14 protein-coding genes are annotated in these 18519 nt (G+C 43.2%); 5 read left to right on the plus strand and 9 right to left on the minus strand.

Annotated elements, in window-relative coordinates; translation table 11 throughout:
* Nucleotides 1–235: 235 nt before the first annotated feature.
* On the minus strand, nt 236–598 hold the full coding sequence (locus Aba26S_RS14925; RefSeq protein ID WP_005239750.1) for a hypothetical protein: 363 nt from the start codon (nt 596–598) through the stop codon (nt 236–238).
* A gap of 332 nt (nt 599–930) precedes the next feature.
* Here Aba26S_RS14925 and Aba26S_RS14930 point away from each other — a divergent pair, with 332 nt between their 5' ends.
* Nucleotides 931–1347, plus strand: a complete 417-nt coding sequence (locus tag Aba26S_RS14930; protein WP_005239748.1) for a hypothetical protein — start codon at nt 931–933, stop codon at nt 1345–1347.
* A 29-nt stretch (nt 1348–1376) separates the two neighbouring features.
* Here the strand turns inward: Aba26S_RS14930 and Aba26S_RS14935 are convergent, their stop codons facing one another.
* The 8 genes from Aba26S_RS14935 to Aba26S_RS14970 all read right to left on the minus strand — a co-directional run bounded on the left by Aba26S_RS14935 (nt 1377) and on the right by Aba26S_RS14970 (nt 11814).
* Complete coding sequence (locus Aba26S_RS14935; RefSeq protein WP_043973079.1) at nt 1377–2771, minus strand: efflux transporter outer membrane subunit; 1395 nt, start codon at nt 2769–2771, stop codon at nt 1377–1379.
* Between the two features lie 11 nt (nt 2772–2782).
* The gene (locus Aba26S_RS14940; protein ID WP_005239735.1) at nt 2783–4771 is read right to left on the minus strand and encodes a MacB family efflux pump subunit; all 1989 of its coding nucleotides are present in this window, start codon (nt 4769–4771) and stop codon (nt 2783–2785) included.
* A 1-nt stretch (nt 4772) separates the two neighbouring features.
* On the minus strand, nt 4773–6119 hold the full coding sequence (locus Aba26S_RS14945) for an efflux RND transporter periplasmic adaptor subunit (protein ID WP_043973080.1): 1347 nt from the start codon (nt 6117–6119) through the stop codon (nt 4773–4775).
* 108 nt (nt 6120–6227) lie between these two features.
* Nucleotides 6228–7058 carry a Sir2 family NAD-dependent protein deacetylase gene (locus Aba26S_RS14950; RefSeq protein ID WP_043973082.1) on the minus strand — a complete coding sequence of 277 codons (831 nt, stop codon included), beginning with the start codon at nt 7056–7058 and terminating at the stop codon, nt 6228–6230.
* Between the two features lie 37 nt (nt 7059–7095).
* Nucleotides 7096–8091 (minus strand): DNA polymerase III subunit delta, encoded by a 996-nt coding sequence (gene holA, locus Aba26S_RS14955; RefSeq protein WP_005239731.1) that lies wholly within the window; start codon nt 8089–8091, stop codon nt 7096–7098.
* A gap of 9 nt (nt 8092–8100) precedes the next feature.
* Nucleotides 8101–8610 (minus strand): LPS assembly lipoprotein LptE, encoded by a 510-nt coding sequence (gene lptE / locus Aba26S_RS14960; protein ID WP_005239730.1) that lies wholly within the window; start codon nt 8608–8610, stop codon nt 8101–8103.
* A gap of 88 nt (nt 8611–8698) precedes the next feature.
* Nucleotides 8699–11323, minus strand: coding sequence for a leucine--tRNA ligase (gene leuS / locus Aba26S_RS14965; protein WP_043973084.1), 2625 nt, complete (start codon nt 11321–11323; stop codon nt 8699–8701).
* Nucleotides 11324–11466: 143 nt separating this feature from the next.
* A complete protein-coding gene (locus tag Aba26S_RS14970) occupies nt 11467–11814 on the minus strand; it encodes a DUF4124 domain-containing protein (protein ID WP_043973086.1) in 348 nt (115 codons plus the stop codon).
* A gap of 507 nt (nt 11815–12321) precedes the next feature.
* On the opposite strand from Aba26S_RS14970, the gene Aba26S_RS14975 reads away from it, so the two are divergent.
* From Aba26S_RS14975 to Aba26S_RS14990, 4 genes are all read left to right on the plus strand, one after another.
* Nucleotides 12322–14046, plus strand: coding sequence for an acetolactate synthase 3 large subunit (locus tag Aba26S_RS14975; RefSeq protein WP_004655856.1), 1725 nt, complete (start codon nt 12322–12324; stop codon nt 14044–14046).
* On the plus strand, nt 14046–14537 hold the full coding sequence (gene ilvN, locus Aba26S_RS14980; protein WP_004655854.1) for an acetolactate synthase small subunit: 492 nt from the start codon (nt 14046–14048) through the stop codon (nt 14535–14537). Before Aba26S_RS14975 ends, ilvN begins: the two co-directional genes overlap by 1 nt.
* A gap of 127 nt (nt 14538–14664) precedes the next feature.
* Entirely contained in the window at nt 14665–15681 is a 1017-nt protein-coding gene (ilvC, locus tag Aba26S_RS14985) for a ketol-acid reductoisomerase (protein ID WP_004655853.1), read from the plus strand.
* Nucleotides 15682–16426: 745 nt separating this feature from the next.
* Complete coding sequence (locus Aba26S_RS14990; protein ID WP_043973088.1) at nt 16427–18490, plus strand: bifunctional diguanylate cyclase/phosphodiesterase; 2064 nt, start codon at nt 16427–16429, stop codon at nt 18488–18490.
* Nucleotides 18491–18519: the final 29 nt, after the last annotated feature.

Here is an 18519-nt window from a genome sequence, read left to right on the forward strand (position 1 = left end):
TTATAATTTCATCTTTTACATTATTTACTGGACGATTTTTCCAAGTAAAAGAGACATCATAATGACCTTCTGCATCATAAAATCTAGAAACGTCTATCCCATTGGCATTGAACCAGCTTTTGGGAATTAAGCAGACTTTAAATTGCCATGCTGCCATAGGATTTTCTCTGATCTCATTTTTGGGCGAATGCTACGCATGTCAAATTTTACTTAAATATTTTGTCTTGGTGTGTATTTATGACGAGAGTACTTCTCTTACCTTTTTAGAGTCAATTTCTTTCCAGCGAGATACGGTTTTACCGCTAGAAGTAGTTTCAACAAGTAATTCAATTTTGTAGTCTGAATTATATTTTCTTTTTTTAAATAGTTCATGTAAGTAGATGGCAAAATCTTCGGCTAATTCTAATGAATCAAGGTAAACACTTTTCCTACACAACCGTCCGTTTGATGAAACGCCTACAATGATCATTGAGTCTTCATCATGCTCCCAATGATAAGAGCGGAGATGTTGCGGCAAAAGAACGTTTTTTATATGAACAAGTAAGGTTGCATACTCTACAGTATTTCGATTTGGAAACTCTCCTAACTTTCTAAGCATTTTTGCTTTTCTCCTCTCCCTAAATGCATAGTTAAACATAGACTATGCATAACCAATTAAATTTTCGATCTTACTTAGATTTATTCTGATTAGCGTATGCAACAGTAATATTTACGTCAATAAAAAACTAGTAAGCCTTGTTTCATAATTTTTAACATAATATTCAATTCAACAATAAGCGATCAGTTGAAAATATATCGATAAGTATAATTAATCATTTGTCATCAAATACTTTATATGCTAATTAATGCTGGTTTTGTTTGAGTCGAAAATTCTGAAGAGAATCTCGATAAACAGATTATTTTTTAGCGTTCGGGGAAGTTAATTTAAACATGAAGAAAACATATGTGGCTTTAGGACTGGTAATTGTACTTTCACTGCAAGGTTGTGCTGCGGTGATGGCAAGTAACCAACCGCATAAAAAGAATCTATCGGTTTTAGAAGTTGGCAAACATCGAAATAATGTGATTTCTGAACTTGGCGCGCCAGTCACATCTGAAATCCAGAATGGTGAACGCAAAGAGATCTATACCTTCCAGCAGGGATATTCAAAAGGGGCAAGAATCAGCCGTACACTGTGGCATACCACCGCGGATATTGCGACCATTGGTCTGTGGGAGATTATTGGTTCTCCCACAGAAATATATTTCAATGGTCAACAACTTTCATATGAGGTTGTTTTTGATGATCGAGACAATATCAAAAGTGCCAAGCTCATTCAAAATGCTGCAACGCCTGTTGTAGAGTGAATACAAAAACATAGCAGTCTAAATTAGGGTTATGGCAGTTCTTTTACTGGGCTGCCACCTAAGGCCTGCATTAAAGTCACATAAGCAATATATTGATTCTGCTTGGTTTCAACCAAGCTGAGTCTGGCATTACGTGTGGTTTCCTGTGCATCCAGTAAGTTCTTTAATGCAATCGCACCATTGCGATAACGCACTTCGGTTAAACGTTCAGTTTTATCTGCCAGCTCAACATTACGTTGCTGTAACTGTACTTGCTGATTCAGTTGAGTACGATTGGATAGCGCATTCTCTACATCGGCAAAAGCTTGGTATAGCGTTTGGCGGTATTGGATTATGGCTTTTTCATATTCAAGATCACTGATCGCAATGTTTTTCTTCATATCGTTATATTGAAGAAAGGGCAGGCTCAAGCTCGCACCCAAGGTTAGAGCAGGGTTCTTCAATAACTGAGTTAATGATGTACTTGTAGAGCCGAGACTCCCAGTCAGGTTAATCGACGGATAGTAGCTGGCTTTGGTCGCATCCTTATTGGCTAAAGTCTTACGCAAGCGTAACTCAGAGGCTTGTAAATCAGGACGACGCGATAAAATATCAGCAGGGAGTCCGACCGCAATATTCGGGAGGGCATTGCGAGGTAACTGCGCAGGCTCTTGAATATTCAGTTGTTGTACCGGTTCATGTAGCAAAACGGCAATCGCGGTACGTGCTTCGACGCGTTGCTGTTCGATCTGGCTAAGGCTGGCTTTCTGGCTTTGTACCGATTGCTCAGCTTGGGTTAAATCTAAACCAGACACCGCACCCGCTTTATACTGTGATTGAACCAAAGAATAGATTTTCTGGGTCGATGCCAAGTTTTGCTGAATGGTTTGATAACGTTCATTCAAATAGCCCAGTTGCCAATACAGTTTGGCTGTGGTTGCTACCAAACTTTGAGCAGTTGCTTGTAAGTCCTGTTCAGTTGCGAGTGCTTCCCAACGACTGGCTTCGGTTTGATTGGCCAGTTTGCCAAATAAATCCAGTTCATAGCTGACACCGACACTGGTGGATAAACCGCGGTCAGAGCCATCGCCGGAACGTAGATCAATATTATGCCCTGCGGAAACACTGGAACTGGTTCGAATCCCTTGTCTGTTTTCAGCCAGACCTGCTTGTAGTCGTGCTTGCTTGAGGGTAATCCCTGCAACGCTTAAGTCACTGTTTTTAGCCAAGACTTGAGAGACCAACTGATTTAGTTGAGCGTCATTAAACAGGGTCCACCATTGATCGGTTAGATTCAGACTCTTGCTTTTCTGTGCATCGTATTGGAACTGTTGCGGCACTTGGACTGTTGGTGCGTTATAGGGTGTTTTGACCACAGCAGAACAGCCAGCTAAGGAACCAGTAAGTACCAGGGCGAGTCCTAATTTTGTGAATTGAAAAGACATACTCAAATTCCTTATTCTCTCGCTAAGGCAGCAACTGGGTCGAGTTGTGCTGCGTTTCGTGCAGGCAAGAAGCCAAATACAATACCAATCAGACTTGAACAGACGAAGGCTGCGACAATGGAGGTGGTTGAATAACTCATTTCAATTACCCCTTTGGCAAAATGGCCAATGATTTGTCCAATCCCCAAGGACAGGAGAACACCAAGCACGCCGCCTAATAAGCAGACCAGAATTGCTTCGATCAGGAATTGCTGCAAAATATCGCTTTGTCGTGCACCCACGGCCATACGCACCCCGATTTCCTGTGTACGTTCGGTCACCGAGACCAGCATAATATTCATGACGCCAATACCACCAACAACCAAAGAAATGACGGCAATTGCTGAAATCAGCAAGGTCATGGTGGCTGTAGTTTGCTGAATGGTTTCACGAATGCTGTCAGAGTTTTGGGTAAACACATCCTGTGCGCCATGGCGCTGTTCAAGCAGGGTTAAAATCGCATTCTCGGCAGCACTGCTTGGATATTCATCTTTAATCCGCACGATGATGCTACGAACATTGGATTGTCCTAACATCCGGCTCATCACGGTCGAGTAGGGCAGATAGACATTCAGGCTGTCTGAGCTCATGAAGCCTTGCTGTGCGTCAATCACGCCAATAATACGGCTCGGCACGCTCCCCAAGAGCAGGACTTGACCAACAGGATTGGTACCATCTGCAAAGAAGGTCTTTTCCGTATTGGTATCAATCACCACATCTTGTGCACGTTGGGTAACGCTGCTTTTATCAAAAGGCTGCCCCGATTTAAAGGTCAGACCCCGAACATAGAAGAAGTCAGCACTGACACCATTGACCGTTGCTGAGGCTTCGGTATCTTTATAACGTAAGGTCACACTGGTATTGGCTGAAGGGCTGACCCCATCAACATAAGGTTGTTCAGCCAGTGCTTCTGCATCGGCGGGAACCAGTGTTTTAACTTGGGAGGCACGTGAATTATCACCAAAACCACGTCCTTGATAGACGGTAATGGTGTTGGTTCCCAGACTACTGATATTTTCCAGAATCTGTTTTTGTGAGCCATTGCCGAGCGCCACTACCGAGACCACAGATGCAATCCCGATGATAATCCCAAGCATGGTCAAAAACGTACGCATGCGATGGGCATTCATGGCCAGCAGCGCCATACGGAAGGCTTCACCCAGACGGTCGAAGAAAGAGCGCCAAGCAGAGGTTTTCTTCTGTGTTGTGCGTTGCAGTGGCTGGCGTTCTAGGTCAGGATCGGTATTTTCGGGCGTATTGGCACGGTCTGAAATAATATTTCCGTCACTGATCTCGATGATACGTGTCGCATTTTTGGCAACATTGAGATCGTGGGTGACCAGAATAATGGTATGACCTTTGGCATTCAGTTCACGCAAAATACGCATCACCTCAATACCACTATGTTTATCCAAGGCACCTGTGGGCTCATCGGCAAGAATGACATCCCCACCGTTCATTAACGCACGGGCAATCGAAACACGTTGTTGCTGACCGCCTGAGAGCTGGCTCGGGCGATGGTGCAACCGTTCAGCCAAGCCCAGTTCAGATAACAGTTCCGCAGAACGTTCTTGGCGAATGTGACTGTCTACGCCAGCATAAATGGCAGGGACTTCAACGTTGCCCGCAGCACTCAAATCACCAAGTAAATGATAACGCTGGAAAATAAAACCAAAATATTCACGGCGTAACTGTGCCAGTTCATCCGGTTCAAGCTGGCGTGTTTCCCGACCATTGACCTGATAACTGCCTGCAGTCGGTTTATCCAGACACCCCAAGATATTCATCAGGGTCGATTTACCAGAACCAGATTGTCCAACGATGGCAACCAGTTCACCTGCATAAATCTTGAGATCAATCCCTTTCAGGATTTGTACTGTTCCTTCACCTGCCGGAAATTCACGGGTGAGCTGACTGACCTCAAGCAGTGGCTGTGATGAATGTATTTGATCTTGAGTCATATTACATTCTCATTGCACGTTGGCTGCTACGTTTGGCTGCTTCATTTGAGCTGTCAGATGCATCGGCAATCACCACTTGATCACCCAGTTTTAAGCCTTTCAGCACTTGTGCTGTAACACGGTTATTCAGACCAATGAGTACAGGCTGTGGTTGAGCTGTACCATCGGCTTGTAGGACTCGAACCATACCTGTTGATGCTTTACCTTGTGCAATCAAGGCTTTTTCTTCTTCGCTCAACTCCAGACGTTTTGGACGTTGGGTCTGGTCAGCATCTGGTTTTTTCGCTTGTTCTGATTTGTTGGCATTGGCTGAATTACCTTTACCACTACCACGGTTGCCACGTTGGGTCTGAATGGCAGCAGCAGGAACGGTCAGTGCATTCTTCGCTTCTGCCAGCACAATATACACTTGTGCAGTCATATCAATACGGAGTTTGCCATCTTCATTTGGGACATCAAATAGCGCGTTATAGTAAACCGCAGCGTTGGAGGTTGATGAACTGCTGCTACTGCTGGTTTCGGTATTAATTGAATTTGGTGCGGGTTCAACTTGACGCAATTTTGCGTAATGTTTCTTGTCACTATTCCCTAAGGTGGTGAAATAAACGGTTTGGCCTTTTTCAACTTTCATGACATCTGCTTCAGAAATCTGCGCCTTGATGGTCATGGTGTCGAGTTTCGCCAATTTGACAATGGTCGGCGCCGTTTGGTTCGCGTTTACCGTTTGACCTTCTTCGGTCACGATGGCCACAATGGTTCCGTCCATCGGTGCAATGATACGGGTATAGCCTAAATTTTCCTTCGCTGTTGCCAAGGTTAAGCGGGACTGTTCAATCTGCGCACTAATCGATGTGATCTGTGCCTGTGCTGTTTTAAAATTGGCTAATGCCGCTTCCAGCTCGGCACGTGAGGTTGCATCTTGACTGAACATGGCTTGCTGACGTTTATATTCTGCCTCAACTTTGGCCAAATTGGCTTGTTGTACGGCCAATTGTGCCTGCTGGTTTTTAATGTTGGCTTCGGCAGTTTTCTGTTCATTTTCCTGACGAATTGAATCAATTTGTGCAATCAACTGACCTTGTTTTACTTGGTCACCCAATTGAACATACATTTTCTTCACCTGACCAGAGACCTGTGCCCCGACACTGACCATTTTGGTGGCTTCAAGTACCCCTGTTGCCAAGACCGAGTTTTCAATATCGCCACGAGAAACTTCGGCACTAATATATTGAGGTGCTTGGGCTTTCGGTTTGAAGAACATCCAGCCGAGTGCTGCAATAATCAATACCCCGATTGCAATCATGATGATTTTACGAGGCTGAATCTTTTTAGTGTTTGTTTTTGGCATGTCAACAGGTCAAAAGTGAGAAACTGGAGCTAGTATAAAAGTGAAATGAGGATAAAGCGTGAATATTTTTAAACTATAATGAGAATTATTTTCCTTTTTGCGGCCAAGTTATTCTATAAAAATCCGATAAATACTAGAGATACCTGCATGCGCATTTGAAGGAAGGGCAATACCTGCTTGTGACGGGATCGCAGATTCGCGTGGATTAATCCGAATCAGCCGCGGGGCAAATCGTTCACTAAAAGAGCGTACGGTGGGGATGGCGGTACCTGCCCCCACTTCAATCACAACAGCTTGATGGTGATTTTTTAAAAAGAGATCGAGGCGTTTTGCTTGTTGTATCTGGCGTTGGCTAATCCAAGCTGCATCATTAAACATTAAAATATTTGGCCGTGCTAAATGGCCACAGACAGGGCATTGTGGTAATGGTCCTTGCCATTGGCAATTGTGTTGAGCAATGTCTGGACTCAATTCATTCGCTGACCAGATATGTTGCTGACAGACATTCAGACATTGCAAATAGTGGATACTGCCGTGGCATTCATAAATTTGATCAGTTGCAAAGCCTGCTTTTTGAAATTGCCCATCGACATTCGAGGTAAATACAAAATAGGGCAGTTCTAATTGCTCAGCCAATTGCTTCAGCAGGGCAAAGCCTTGATGAGGCGTGGTTTGGCGATAGAGTGCCAAGCGGTGCCCATAAAAACCCCAAGCTAAATGTGGATGCCGTTTAAACGCAGCTGGGTTAGCAATTTCGCTAAAATCGATGCGCTGTTTGCCCAGCTCTGGATAAGCTTGCCACATGCCTTGATTGCCCCGAAAATCAGGTAAACCTGAATCGACACCCATACCAGCACCAGCACTGATGATCAGGCTGTCTGCATGCTTAAATAGATTTTTTATCTGCTCAATGTAGAGGGGATTTAAATCAAAAGACATCATGTCATCCCTTATTTTTATTTTTGGATGCTTAGGCTTAACTAGGTTGTGTGAATAAGGTCGTACCACAGAGTTCAGCTAAAGCTTGTAGCATTAGTTGTTCTGGATTTTCCTTAGACATGCCTTTAATCGCTGCATCAATACGCAATAATAAATCAGACCAAGTTAGAAACTGTCTTGGATTTAAACGGCGTAGCGCTTGTTGATACTGTGAAACTTTGGTTTTCCAGATCCCGAGTTGAATTGCATTATGCGGTTGTTCAAACAATTGCATCAATAAGCGCATTTCTTTGCTCAGGGTCCATAAGATCAGACTATCAGGTTCACCCGCAGCAATCAGATATTGATAAATCTTGACGGACTGTGCCAGATTTCCTGCCAGTAAAGCATCACTTAGATCATAGGTGGTATAACGCGATTGATCCTGTAAGCAGGCATAAAGCTGTTCAATCTGAATCTGTTGAATATCGGGAAAGGTATCGGCAACACGCATCAGGCTATTTTTGGCAGCCAGAAGATTATGTTCATGATGCTGCATCAGCCATTGCCATGCATCATGATTGAGCTGAATACCAAGCTTTTCTGCTTCTAAGGCTAAGATACGTTGTCGATCTTGTGGATAGGTTGCGGTGAGTGGAACCACCACACCATTGGCCTCAACCACTTGGAAGAAGGCAGACTTTAAGCTGCTACTGTCCTGTTTGGGTAAAACAACCAATAAGAGGTTATGTTCATTATGTTGAATATAGCTTTTCAGCTGTTTCAAGCCATTGGCATCGGGCTTGATATTGCCATGTACTTCAATCGCAAGTTGTTGTGAAAACAGGGATAAACTATTCAGTGCGTTAAAGACATTTTTCCAGTCATTCACGCTATTGATATCATAGCGTTGCCGTTCAACTTCTTGCTGTTGCCAGCTCTTACGGAATGCATCGAGCAGGTTTTGCTCCAGTAAAGGCTCTTGTCCATGGATAATCCATGCACCGCGAGCCTCACCTACACGTTTTAAGGCTTGAACATAATCCAGTTTCATAAAGCGTGATTATGGCTGAGCTTTGGGTAAACGGTTCGCCGCAATCTGACGAGTCACTTGCTGTGCAATATCATCAACAATAATTCGATTGAGATAGATTTCTTGTTGGTTATCCGTGTTCACTGTAGCCACATCGTATTGATAGGTACGAGAGGCGGTTAAGGTACGTGGTTCAGTGATTTTCTTGCCTTGACGGTCTTCAATCTGGAAGGTCACGGTTAAACGTAGCAATACTTCGGTCAACTTACCATTCAACAATTGGCGACGCGGCGTGTAATCCAGAATACGAAGTACATAAGCATCATTCGCGTTACTGAGCTGTACACCTGTCGCACTGAGATAGATACTGAGACGATTTTCCAACTCATCGGTATTGTCAGGCAATACTAAAGTTAGTTTGTTATAAACCAATGGTGCTGCTGTAGTGTTGCTTCCTTTTAAGTGAAAGCCACAGCCGACTAAGCCTGCACTTAGGCCTAAAGTGAGAACGATAGCAGCTGCACGTTGCGCTAAGTGCATATTTATTCCTCTAATGAAATCTATTCTTATCCCTCTGGTTTCACGAGGGGATGCCTCTCTTTTTACAAAGAGAGGCAAGAACGAATTATTAAACAACTAAATTAACGAGTTTGTTCGGTACCACAATTTCTTTTTTGGTTGGACCAGTCAAGAATTGTTGAACTTCAGGTAATGCTTTTGCCAAAGCCAATACGTCCTCTTTAGACATATCGACAGCGACCTCTAACTTACCACGAAGTTTACCATTCACTTGTACAACAATCGTTTGTGTATTACGGGTTAACGCTGACTCATCCACTTGCGGGAATTCAACCGTTGTTAACTCCAAACCAAACTGGGTTAACAAGGTCTGGCTCAAGTGCGGTGCAAATGGAGCAAGCAAAGTTAACAAGGTGGTGATGGCTTCACGTGCAACAGCAACATCGTTGTCATCTTTTGCTTCAAACTTGTTGCTGGCATTGAGTAATTCCATCAATGCAGCAATCGCCGTATTGAAGGCATGACGACGCTCGATGTCATCACCCACTTTCTGAATGGTTTCATGGGTTTTACGACGTAAGTCTTGTGCATCTTTCGACAGATTTGCACTGTCGATAGCCGTTGCTTGATTGCCTTTTTCCAAGAAACCAACTGCCAAACGCCAGACACGTTTCAGGAAGCGGTTGGCGCCTTCAACACCGGCATCCGACCATTCTAATGATTGATCAGGTGGTGCCGCAAACATCATAAAGACACGTGCAGTATCTGCGCCGTATTGGTCAATAATGGCTTGTGGATCAATACCGTTGTTTTTCGACTTGGACATTTTTTCCTGTCCGCCGATCACAACTTCCTGACCATCACCTGAATATTTCGCAGACAGGATACGGCCTTTCTCATCGCGCTCTAATTCGATGTCAGCAGGGTTAAACCAGGTTTTCTTGCCACTTTCCGCTTCACGATAGAAGGTATCGGCCAACACCATGCCTTGGGTGAGCAAGTTGGTGAATGGTTCATTGCCTTGTACTACGCCTTCATCACGCATCAATTTATGGAAGAAACGTGCATAAAGTAAGTGCAGAATCGCATGTTCAACACCACCGATGTATTGGTTGACTGGAAGCCAGTTTTGCGCCGCTTCAGGTTTTACCATACCACCAGTGAAATCAGGAGAGGCATAACGTGCATAGTACCAAGATGATTCTACAAAGGTATCCAAGGTGTCTGTTTCACGACGCGCATCGGCACCACAGCTTGGGCACTTGGTTTCGTAAAACTCTGGCATCTTGTTCAATGGGTTACCAGAACCATCTGGAACCACGTCGGTCGGTAATACCACAGGCAATTGATCTTCTGGAACTGGCACTTGGCCACAGCTGTTACAGTTGATCATTGGAATTGGGCAACCCCAGTAACGTTGACGGGAAACCCCCCAGTCACGTAAACGGAATTGAACCTTAGAGTTGGCCAAAGCTTGTGGTTCTAATTTTGCAAGGAAAGCATCAAAAGCAGCTTGGAATGCTAAACCATCAAACTCGCCAGAATTTACCAGTTTGCCTTCTTTTGAACCATACCATTCTTGCCATTCAGTTGCTGAGTATTCAGCATCATCGGCGCCTTTGGCATCAATCACTTGCTTGATTGGCAAGTTAAATTTATTGGCAAATTCAAAATCACGTTCATCGTGTGCAGGCACCGCCATCACCGCGCCTGAACCGTATGACATTAAGACATAGTTGGCAATCCAAACAGGGAGGTCTTCGCCTGTCACTGGATGCTTCACAAATAAGCCTGTTGCCATGCCTTTCTTTTCAGCAGTGGCTAAATCAGCTTCTGCGACTGAACCCATACGGCATTCTTCAATAAATGCAGCAAGTTCAGGGTTGTTCTCGGCTGCTTTGAGGGCCAGAGGGTGCTCTGCTGCAACAGCAACATAGGTCACCCCCATCAAGGTATCAGCACGTGTGGTATAAACCGTTAAGCCATCTGCATAGATTTCAGTATTGGCAGAAGGGAAGGTAATCTCCATCCCCGTCGAACGGCCAATCCAGTTACGTTGCATGGTCAAGACCTGTTGTGGCCAGCCATCTTGCAAGGTATCTAGGTCGTCTAATAATTCTTGTGCATAGTCAGTGATGCGGAAGTAGTACATTGGAATATCACGTTTTTCTACCAATGCACCTGAACGCCAGCCACGACCATTTTCAACTTGTTCATTGGCCAACACGGTCTGGTCTACAGGGTCCCAGTTGACTGTTGAAAGCTTACGATAGATCAAGCCTTTCTTATAAAGTTGTACGAATAACCATTGTTCCCAGTGGTAGTATTCTGGTGTACAGGTCGCAAATTCGCGATCCCAATCCACAGACAAACCCAATTTTTTTAATTGATCACGCATATAAGCGATGTTTTCAAAGGTCCACTTTGCAGGTGCTACCTGATGCGCAATCGCTGCATTTTCAGCAGGTAAACCAAATGCATCCCAACCCATCGGCTGTAATACGGTTTCGCCTTTTAAACGATAAAAACGGCTAATCACGTCACCAATGGTATAGTTACGCACATGCCCCATATGCAGTTTGCCACTTGGGTACGGGAACATCGACAGGATATAGCGATGTTTGCCCTCTACAGTGTCTGCAACTTTAAAAACTTTGCGATTGTCCCAGTCTTGTTGAACTTGGGGCTCAATAGCACTTGCTTGATATTCGGAGTCAATGTGAGAAGTCGTCATAGGGATATGCGATACAACAAAAAAGTAAAGTTAAGATTGCTGCACAGCATAGCGCAAAATTGTAGTAATTGTCAGTTTTTAGATCGGGATTTTATCTACAAGGCCACTGTATTGAAGATGACCTTGCAGGATTGTCGTTGTGTTTATTTAGCAGATACAGCAGAGGCAGGTGGCGGGCTCTGCGGTTTAACTGTGTTTGCTGGTGCTACAGGTGCTGTTTGAGATGTCTGTTGCGGTATATTGGGCGCAGCTTCAGAAGTGGCTTGCTGCCCTTGCTGAGTGGTTGGGGTGGTGGTTTGATGGCTATTGCCATAAGTCGAAACTTTGTCCAAACGTTTTGCACCTTTCGGTGGTGGTGTGGTGGTGTAATGGGTCGAACCACTGGCATCGACCCATTTATAATATTGCTGTGCATGGTTTTGGCTTGAACAGAGCAGCATTATCGTTGCTGTAATCGTGTATAAGCTTGTTTTTAAATAAGATGATTTCATATTTGATCTCCCCAAGAAAATATATTTATATTCGACCAAAGTGCCTAATCAAGTAGTTTACAATGCCTAGTTTTCAATAAAAAGAAAATAGTTTTTTGATAAAAGGGCATTTAAAAAGACCAAAATATTTCGTGAAATGTGTTTAAAAAAACAACAGCCAAAAAATATTCGTTAAAAACCTTTTCTTTGTTCTTGACATTGCTTATGAAAGAAACAAGAATGCTTTCTCAAGTTTTATATGTGTTTATTTGATCACCCTTCGAATAAATGTCATGGCTTGCAATGGACATTCTTTCTAGCCGAGAGAATGACGTTTTGAAATCTGCTTATCCCAGCACATTTTGATTCGAGATGTCATCAAGTTTATACGGCTGATGAGTCTCAGAAAATTTTTCCTATTGCAGCAAAAACGAGTAGAATACGCACACTTATAAGAAGTGCAAAAGTTAATGAATAACACACAATTTATGTCTCCCATAAATTGTGCTAACACTAGGGTGAATCACGTTGGAACTTTTATCTGGTGGTGAAATGCTCGTTCGTGCCCTTGCGGACGAAGGCGTAGAGCATGTTTTTGGGTATCCAGGCGGCGCTGTATTACATATTTATGATGCGCTATTTCAACAAGACAAAATTAACCATTACCTCGTTCGTCATGAGCAAGCTGCTGGTCACATGGCAGATGCATACTCGCGCGTAACAGGTAAGACTGGTGTAGTACTGGTCACTTCAGGGCCGGGCGCAACCAATACCGTCACTCCAATCGCAACAGCCTATATGGACTCAATCCCAATGGTGATTTTGTCTGGTCAGGTTGCAAGCCATCTGATTGGAGAGGACGCGTTCCAAGAAACCGATATGGTGGGTATTTCTCGTCCAATCGTAAAACACAGTTTCCAAGTGCGTCACGCGAGTGAAATACCTGCAATTATTAAGAAAGCCTTCTATATCGCTGCGTCTGGCCGTCCGGGTCCAGTTGTGGTTGATATTCCAAAGGATGCAACGAATCCTGCGGAAAAATTTGCCTACGAATATCCTGAAAAAGTGAAGATGCGTTCATATCAGCCGCCTTCACGTGGTCACTCGGGTCAAATTCGCAAAGCGATTGATGAGCTAATTACCGCGAAACGTCCGATGATTTATACGGGCGGTGGTGTAGTTCAAGGTAATGCCTCTGGATTATTGACTGAACTTGCACACTTGTTGGGCTACCCAGTCACCAATACTTTAATGGGCTTAGGTGCTTTCCCGGGTAACGACCCGCAATTCGTGGGAATGTTGGGGATGCATGGTACTTATGAAGCCAATATGGCGATGCATAATGCCGATGTGATCTTAGCGATTGGTGCACGTTTCGATGACCGTGTGACCAATAACCCAGCAAAATTCTGTACCAATGCAAAAGTCATTCATATTGATGTCGATCCGGCAACCATCTCGAAGACCATTATGGCGCATATCCCAATCGTGGGTGCAGTAGAGCCTGTTCTTCAAGAAATGTTGGCGCAATTGAAACAAATGAATGTATCGAAGCCAAACCCTGAAGCAATTGCAGCATGGTGGTCTCAGATCAATGAATGGCGTAAAGTACATGGCTTGCGTTATGAAGCAGGTCAAAATGGTGTAATGAAACCTCAGCAAGTGGTTGAGGCATTAGATCGTGCGACCAATGGTGAAGCCATCATTACTTCTGACGTGGGTCAGCATCAAATGTTTGGTGCGAACTACTACAAATACAAACGTCCACGTCAGTGGATCAACTCTGGTGGCTTAGGCACTATGGGTGTTGGTTTACCGTATGCGATGGCTGCAAAGCTGGCATTCCCTGACCAGCAGGTGGTGTGTATTACAGGCGAAGCATCAATTCAGATGTGTATCCAAGAATTGTCGACCTGCAAGCAATATGGCTTGAATGTGAAAATTCTTTGCTTGAACAACCAGGCGTTAGGCATGGTGAAGCAGTGGCAAGACATGAACTACGAAGGACGTCATTCAAGTTCTTATGTCGATTCATTACCTGACTTTGCCAAGTTAATGGAAGCCTATGGTCATGTGGGCATTCAGATTAACCATGCTGACGAGCTCGATTCTAAATTAGCTGAAGCGATGGCAATTAATGATAAATGCGTGTTCATTAATGTCATGGTTGATCGTACAGAACATGTGTATCCAATGTTGATTGCAGGTCAGTCCATGAAGGATATGTGGTTAGGTAAAGGGGAGCGTACATAATGAGACATATTATTTCAGTACTCGTTGAAAACGAAGCTGGTGCGCTTTCTCGTCTGGTTGGCTTATTTAGTCAACGTGGCTACAACATTGAAACCCTCAATGTTGCACCGACAGAAGACGAAACCTTATCGCGTTTGACCTTAACCACTTATGGCGATGACCACAAAATCGAGCAGATCACCAAGCAATTGAACAAATTGGTTGAAGTAGTGAAAGTGGTTGATCTGTCTGAAGGTTCACACATTGAACGTGAATTGATGCTGATCAAAGTCAAGGCATTGGGTGCGGCACGTGCGGAAATCAAACGTACGGCTGACATCTTCCGTGCTCAGATTGTGGATGTGACGCCGACGACCTATACGATTCAGATCGCAGGAACAACTGAAAAAATTGATGGTTTTATTGATGCGCTGGCAGAAAATACCATTCTAGAAGTTGTTCGTTCTGGTGTATCAGGCATCGCGCGCGGTGAAAAAGTTTTAACAATTTAAAAAATCTCCCCCAACCCCTCTTTGAAAAAGAGGGGGGATCACCCAGAACGGTAATCATGGGGGAGCCTACAAAAGATCTGTCCTTGCAGAACAAGGGAAATGACAAAAATTTTAGCGGAGAAAACAGATGCAAATTTTTTACGATAAAGACTGTGACTTATCAATCATCCAAGGCAAGAAAGTTGCAATCATTGGTTATGGTTCACAAGGTCATGCACATGCACTTAACTTGAAAGACTCTGGCGTAGACGTAACTGTTGGCTTACGTGCTGGTTCTACTTCTTGGAAAAAAGCTGAAAACTCTGGTCTTAAAGTATCTGAAGTTCCAGCGGCTGTTGCCCAAGCTGACCTCGTGATGATCTTGACACCAGATGAGTTTCAATCGCAACTTTATCGTGACGTGATTGAACCAAACATCAAAGAAGGCGCAACTTTAGCATTTGCGCATGGTTTCTCTATTCTTTATAACCAAGTTGTTCCACGTAAAGACCTAGACGTGATTATGGTTGCTCCAAAAGCACCAGGTCACACTGTACGTTCGGAATATCAACGTGGTTCAGGTGTTCCTGATTTAATCGCGATCCACCAGGATGCTTCTGGTAATGCGCGTAACGTTGCGCTTTCTTATGCTTCTGGTGTAGGTGGTGGTCGTACCGGTATCATCGAAACTTCTTTCCGTGAAGAAACTGAAACTGACTTGTTTGGTGAGCAAGCAGTTCTTTGTGGTGGTGCAGTTGAATTGGTTAAAATGGGCTTCGAAACTTTGGTTGAAGCTGGTTATGCACCTGAAATGGCTTATTTCGAATGCTTGCATGAATTGAAGTTAATCGTTGACTTGATGTTCGAAGGCGGTATTGCGGACATGAACTATTCAGTATCTAACAACGCTGAATATGGTGAATATGTGACGGGTACTGAAGTCATTAATGAACAGTCTCGTGAAGCAATGCGTAATGCATTGAAACGTATCCAGTCTGGTGAATATGCGAAGATGTTCATCCAAGAAGGTGCATTAAACTACCCATCAATGACAGCACGTCGTCGTCAAAACGCTGCGCATGGTATTGAAGTAACAGGTAACAAGTTACGTGCGATGATGCCTTGGATTCAAGCGAATAAAATCGTAGATAAAGAAAAGAACTAAGGTTACGTGCCTTACACAAAAAATGGGAAGCAACGCTTCCCATTTTTGTTCATACCTTGGATTCAAGCAAACAAAATCGTAGATAAAGAGAAGAACTAAGTTCTGCTCTAATCTTTAAAAGCCCCGGTTTGTACAGGGGTTTTTATTGGATAATCGAGCTGCTACATGCGTTAGCGAAGCATATCACCGCCGTTGTGAAAAAGATCCTATTCAGGATTCCAGCGAACAAAACCGTAGGTAAAAACAAGAACGAGGTTAGGTGCTCATTTCAGCAAAAAAACATGTTGAAATAAGCGAGCTTTTTTATGCCAGCCAATAACAGAGTTATAACAATATAGATAAAAAAATAAGCTTATATTGTTGGTGTTTTAATCAGCTTGATTGCTGTAAGAGGTTCTGATTAAATAGAAAAAGTGTTGCATGCTTTGGGGTATCTGCACGATTAAAAACAAAGAATTTGTCATGACTTAAAAATTAAAATGATCTAGTAAAAATAAATGAGTCTTTTGGTAAAAAAAATGTAATAAAAAAACAAGATTTTTCATTGGTTTGAAATGATTATGTGCTTTTATTCTATTGATTTATAAAGTGAAAAAGACTTGACCTTATGCTAGATGATGTTATTGTTAAGGAAAGTTTATGAATCCAGTCTTCATGGCTTCTTTGGGTGTGAAACGTCGTTCGGATTTCGGGCATTTTTGCTCATCATATAAAAAAAAGTACTGAATAATCATGGAAGTCCTTTATGGTTCACGTTGATTACGATAGCACATTGGTCATCGTTTCCATTTTGGTTGCAGTCGCGACATGTTACGCTGCAGTTTCGATGGAAGAACTCGTTTTTAAAGCTGCTTATAAAAAGTTTGAAAAAAGCATTTTAATGGCGAGTGGGCTGATTTTAGGATTAGCCATATGGTCAATGCACTTTGTGGGAATGCTGGCTAGCCATTTGCCAGAAGGCTATCTTTTTGATGTTAATTTGACCGTTCTTTCCTACCTAGTGGGGGCCGTTGCTTCTACCTTTGCTGTTTGGCTGACTTCAAGACCGACTTTGCCTATCCCGCGCTTGATTCTCGGTGCCGTGTTTATGGGACTTGGCATATCCGGAATGCACTATACGGGTATGGCGGCACTGACGGTTGAACATCATGCCATGCATTACGACCCTTTACTGGTCTTGTGTTCAGTCTTAATTGCAATTAGTGGTTCAGGTCTAAGTTTCTTTTTTATTTTTAAATATAAAACAGCAGTCAAATATCGTACCTTGCTCAAGGGGGTTGTTGCTGTACTCATGGCCTTTAGTATTGTGGGAATGCACTATACAGGGATGGCTGCAACCTACTTTGATGAAAGTCTGGCGCAAGTTTTGACTTCAGAGCAGACAGGGCAAAGCGTTTTACTGTTTACGATTATTTTTATTACCAGTCTGGTTTTTGTTGCTGGTTTTGCCGTTGCGATACTGGAGGCTAGACTTGAAGAAAGGAATGAGCAACTCACTTTAATTAATAAAGAACTAGCCACCCAGTCTTTACATGACACACTGACCAAATTACCCAATCGCTTATACCTGACTGAGCATGCAGAAGAGGACTTCAATCATCATCGCTTAAATAAGCAAAAAGCGGCATTTTTATATATCGATCTAGATCGCTTTAAATCAGTAAATGATGCCTTTGGTCATCATATTGGTGATCAGTTACTGATTCAGATGGCGAATCGTTTATACAATAAGCTGGGCTCAAGTCATAAGCTGTTTCGGATTGGTGGAGATGAGTTCGTCTTAATTTCTGAGAATACCGATATCAATGAAGCGATGCAGCTTTCAGAAGATATTTTGCATTACATTCAGGAAACTTATCTGATTGCGGCAAAAGATATTAATATTTCTGCCAGCGTCGGGATTGCAATGTACCCTGAACATGGTACCAATGTTCAAGACCTGTTGATTAATGCGGATGTTGCAATGCTGATTTCCAAAGATCAGGGCCGTAACACCTATACCATGTTCCACTCAATGTCAGATCAGCAAGATGTACGCAGTCAGTCCAAACTGATCAATGATCTCTATAAGGCGGTTGATGAGCAACAATTTGTGCTGTTTTATCAACCCAAATTTACCTCGAATTATGAGGTCTGTGGGGTAGAAGCCTTAATTCGATGGAAACACCCAACACTGGGCTTATTGACACCGCAAATGTTTATTGAGGGTGCTGAAAAAACTGGATTGATTATTCCGATGGGATATTGGGCACTTGAACAGGCCTGTATACAGATTCAGCAGTGGGAACGAAGTAGCAGTCCTTTTTATCCAATCGCTGTTAATTTATCTGCTCTGCAATTTGAAAATAAAAAGCTTTTTAGTGTATTAGAACAATTATTAGAACAATATCAGATCCAACCGCATCATCTCATTCTTGAAATTACTGAATCTACAGCAATGCATCATATTGATTCCAGTATTCGTACCTTGGAACGTTTACGTAAACTTGGGATTCGAATTGCAATTGATGACTTTGGTACAGGCTATTCAAGTTTCTTGTATTTAAAAGATTTACCAGTCGATGAATTGAAAATTGATCGAGGTTTCCTGATTGATCTGAAACCGAATTCAAAAGAAGAGGCCATTTTAGAAAGTATTATCCATCTGGCTGCAAAATTGGGCTTAGTCGTGACAGCAGAAGGGGTTGAAACACAACAGCAAGCGGATATCCTGACCAGTTTGGGATGCAATCAACTACAAGGCTATTTATTAGGTACGCCCGTCAATATAGAAGGTCTGGTATTGCATCGCTATCAGCACTTTGCATGATGGATAAATCGAAGATCGGCTTATGTTAA

The sequence above is a fragment of the Acinetobacter sp. NBRC 110496 genome, from assembly GCF_000876115.1.
Taxonomy (GTDB): Bacteria; Pseudomonadota; Gammaproteobacteria; order Pseudomonadales; family Moraxellaceae; genus Acinetobacter.

What these genes read in the sequence shown, in the direction of transcription:
- Aba26S_RS14925 (WP_005239750.1), bottom strand. Translation starts at nt 598, where the DNA reads ATGCTTAGAAAGTTAGGAGAGTTTCCAAATCGAAATACTGTAGAGTAT.
- Aba26S_RS14930 (WP_005239748.1), top strand. Translation starts at nt 931, where the DNA reads ATGAAGAAAACATATGTGGCTTTAGGACTGGTAATTGTACTTTCACTG.
- Aba26S_RS14935 (WP_043973079.1), bottom strand. Translation starts at nt 2,771, where the DNA reads ATGTCTTTTCAATTCACAAAATTAGGACTCGCCCTGGTACTTACTGGT.
- Aba26S_RS14940 (WP_005239735.1), bottom strand. Translation starts at nt 4,771, where the DNA reads ATGACTCAAGATCAAATACATTCATCACAGCCACTGCTTGAGGTCAGT.
- Aba26S_RS14945 (WP_043973080.1), bottom strand. Translation starts at nt 6,119, where the DNA reads ATGCCAAAAACAAACACTAAAAAGATTCAGCCTCGTAAAATCATCATG.
- Aba26S_RS14950 (WP_043973082.1), bottom strand. Translation starts at nt 7,058, where the DNA reads ATGTCTTTTGATTTAAATCCCCTCTACATTGAGCAGATAAAAAATCTA.
- holA (WP_005239731.1), bottom strand. Translation starts at nt 8,091, where the DNA reads ATGAAACTGGATTATGTTCAAGCCTTAAAACGTGTAGGTGAGGCTCGC.
- lptE (WP_005239730.1), bottom strand. Translation starts at nt 8,610, where the DNA reads ATGCACTTAGCGCAACGTGCAGCTGCTATCGTTCTCACTTTAGGCCTA.
- leuS (WP_043973084.1), bottom strand. Translation starts at nt 11,323, where the DNA reads ATGACGACTTCTCACATTGACTCCGAATATCAAGCAAGTGCTATTGAG.
- Aba26S_RS14970 (WP_043973086.1), bottom strand. Translation starts at nt 11,814, where the DNA reads ATGAAATCATCTTATTTAAAAACAAGCTTATACACGATTACAGCAACG.
- ilvN (WP_004655854.1), top strand. Translation starts at nt 14,046, where the DNA reads ATGAGACATATTATTTCAGTACTCGTTGAAAACGAAGCTGGTGCGCTT.
- ilvC (WP_004655853.1), top strand. Translation starts at nt 14,665, where the DNA reads ATGCAAATTTTTTACGATAAAGACTGTGACTTATCAATCATCCAAGGC.
- Aba26S_RS14990 (WP_043973088.1), top strand. Translation starts at nt 16,427, where the DNA reads ATGGTTCACGTTGATTACGATAGCACATTGGTCATCGTTTCCATTTTG.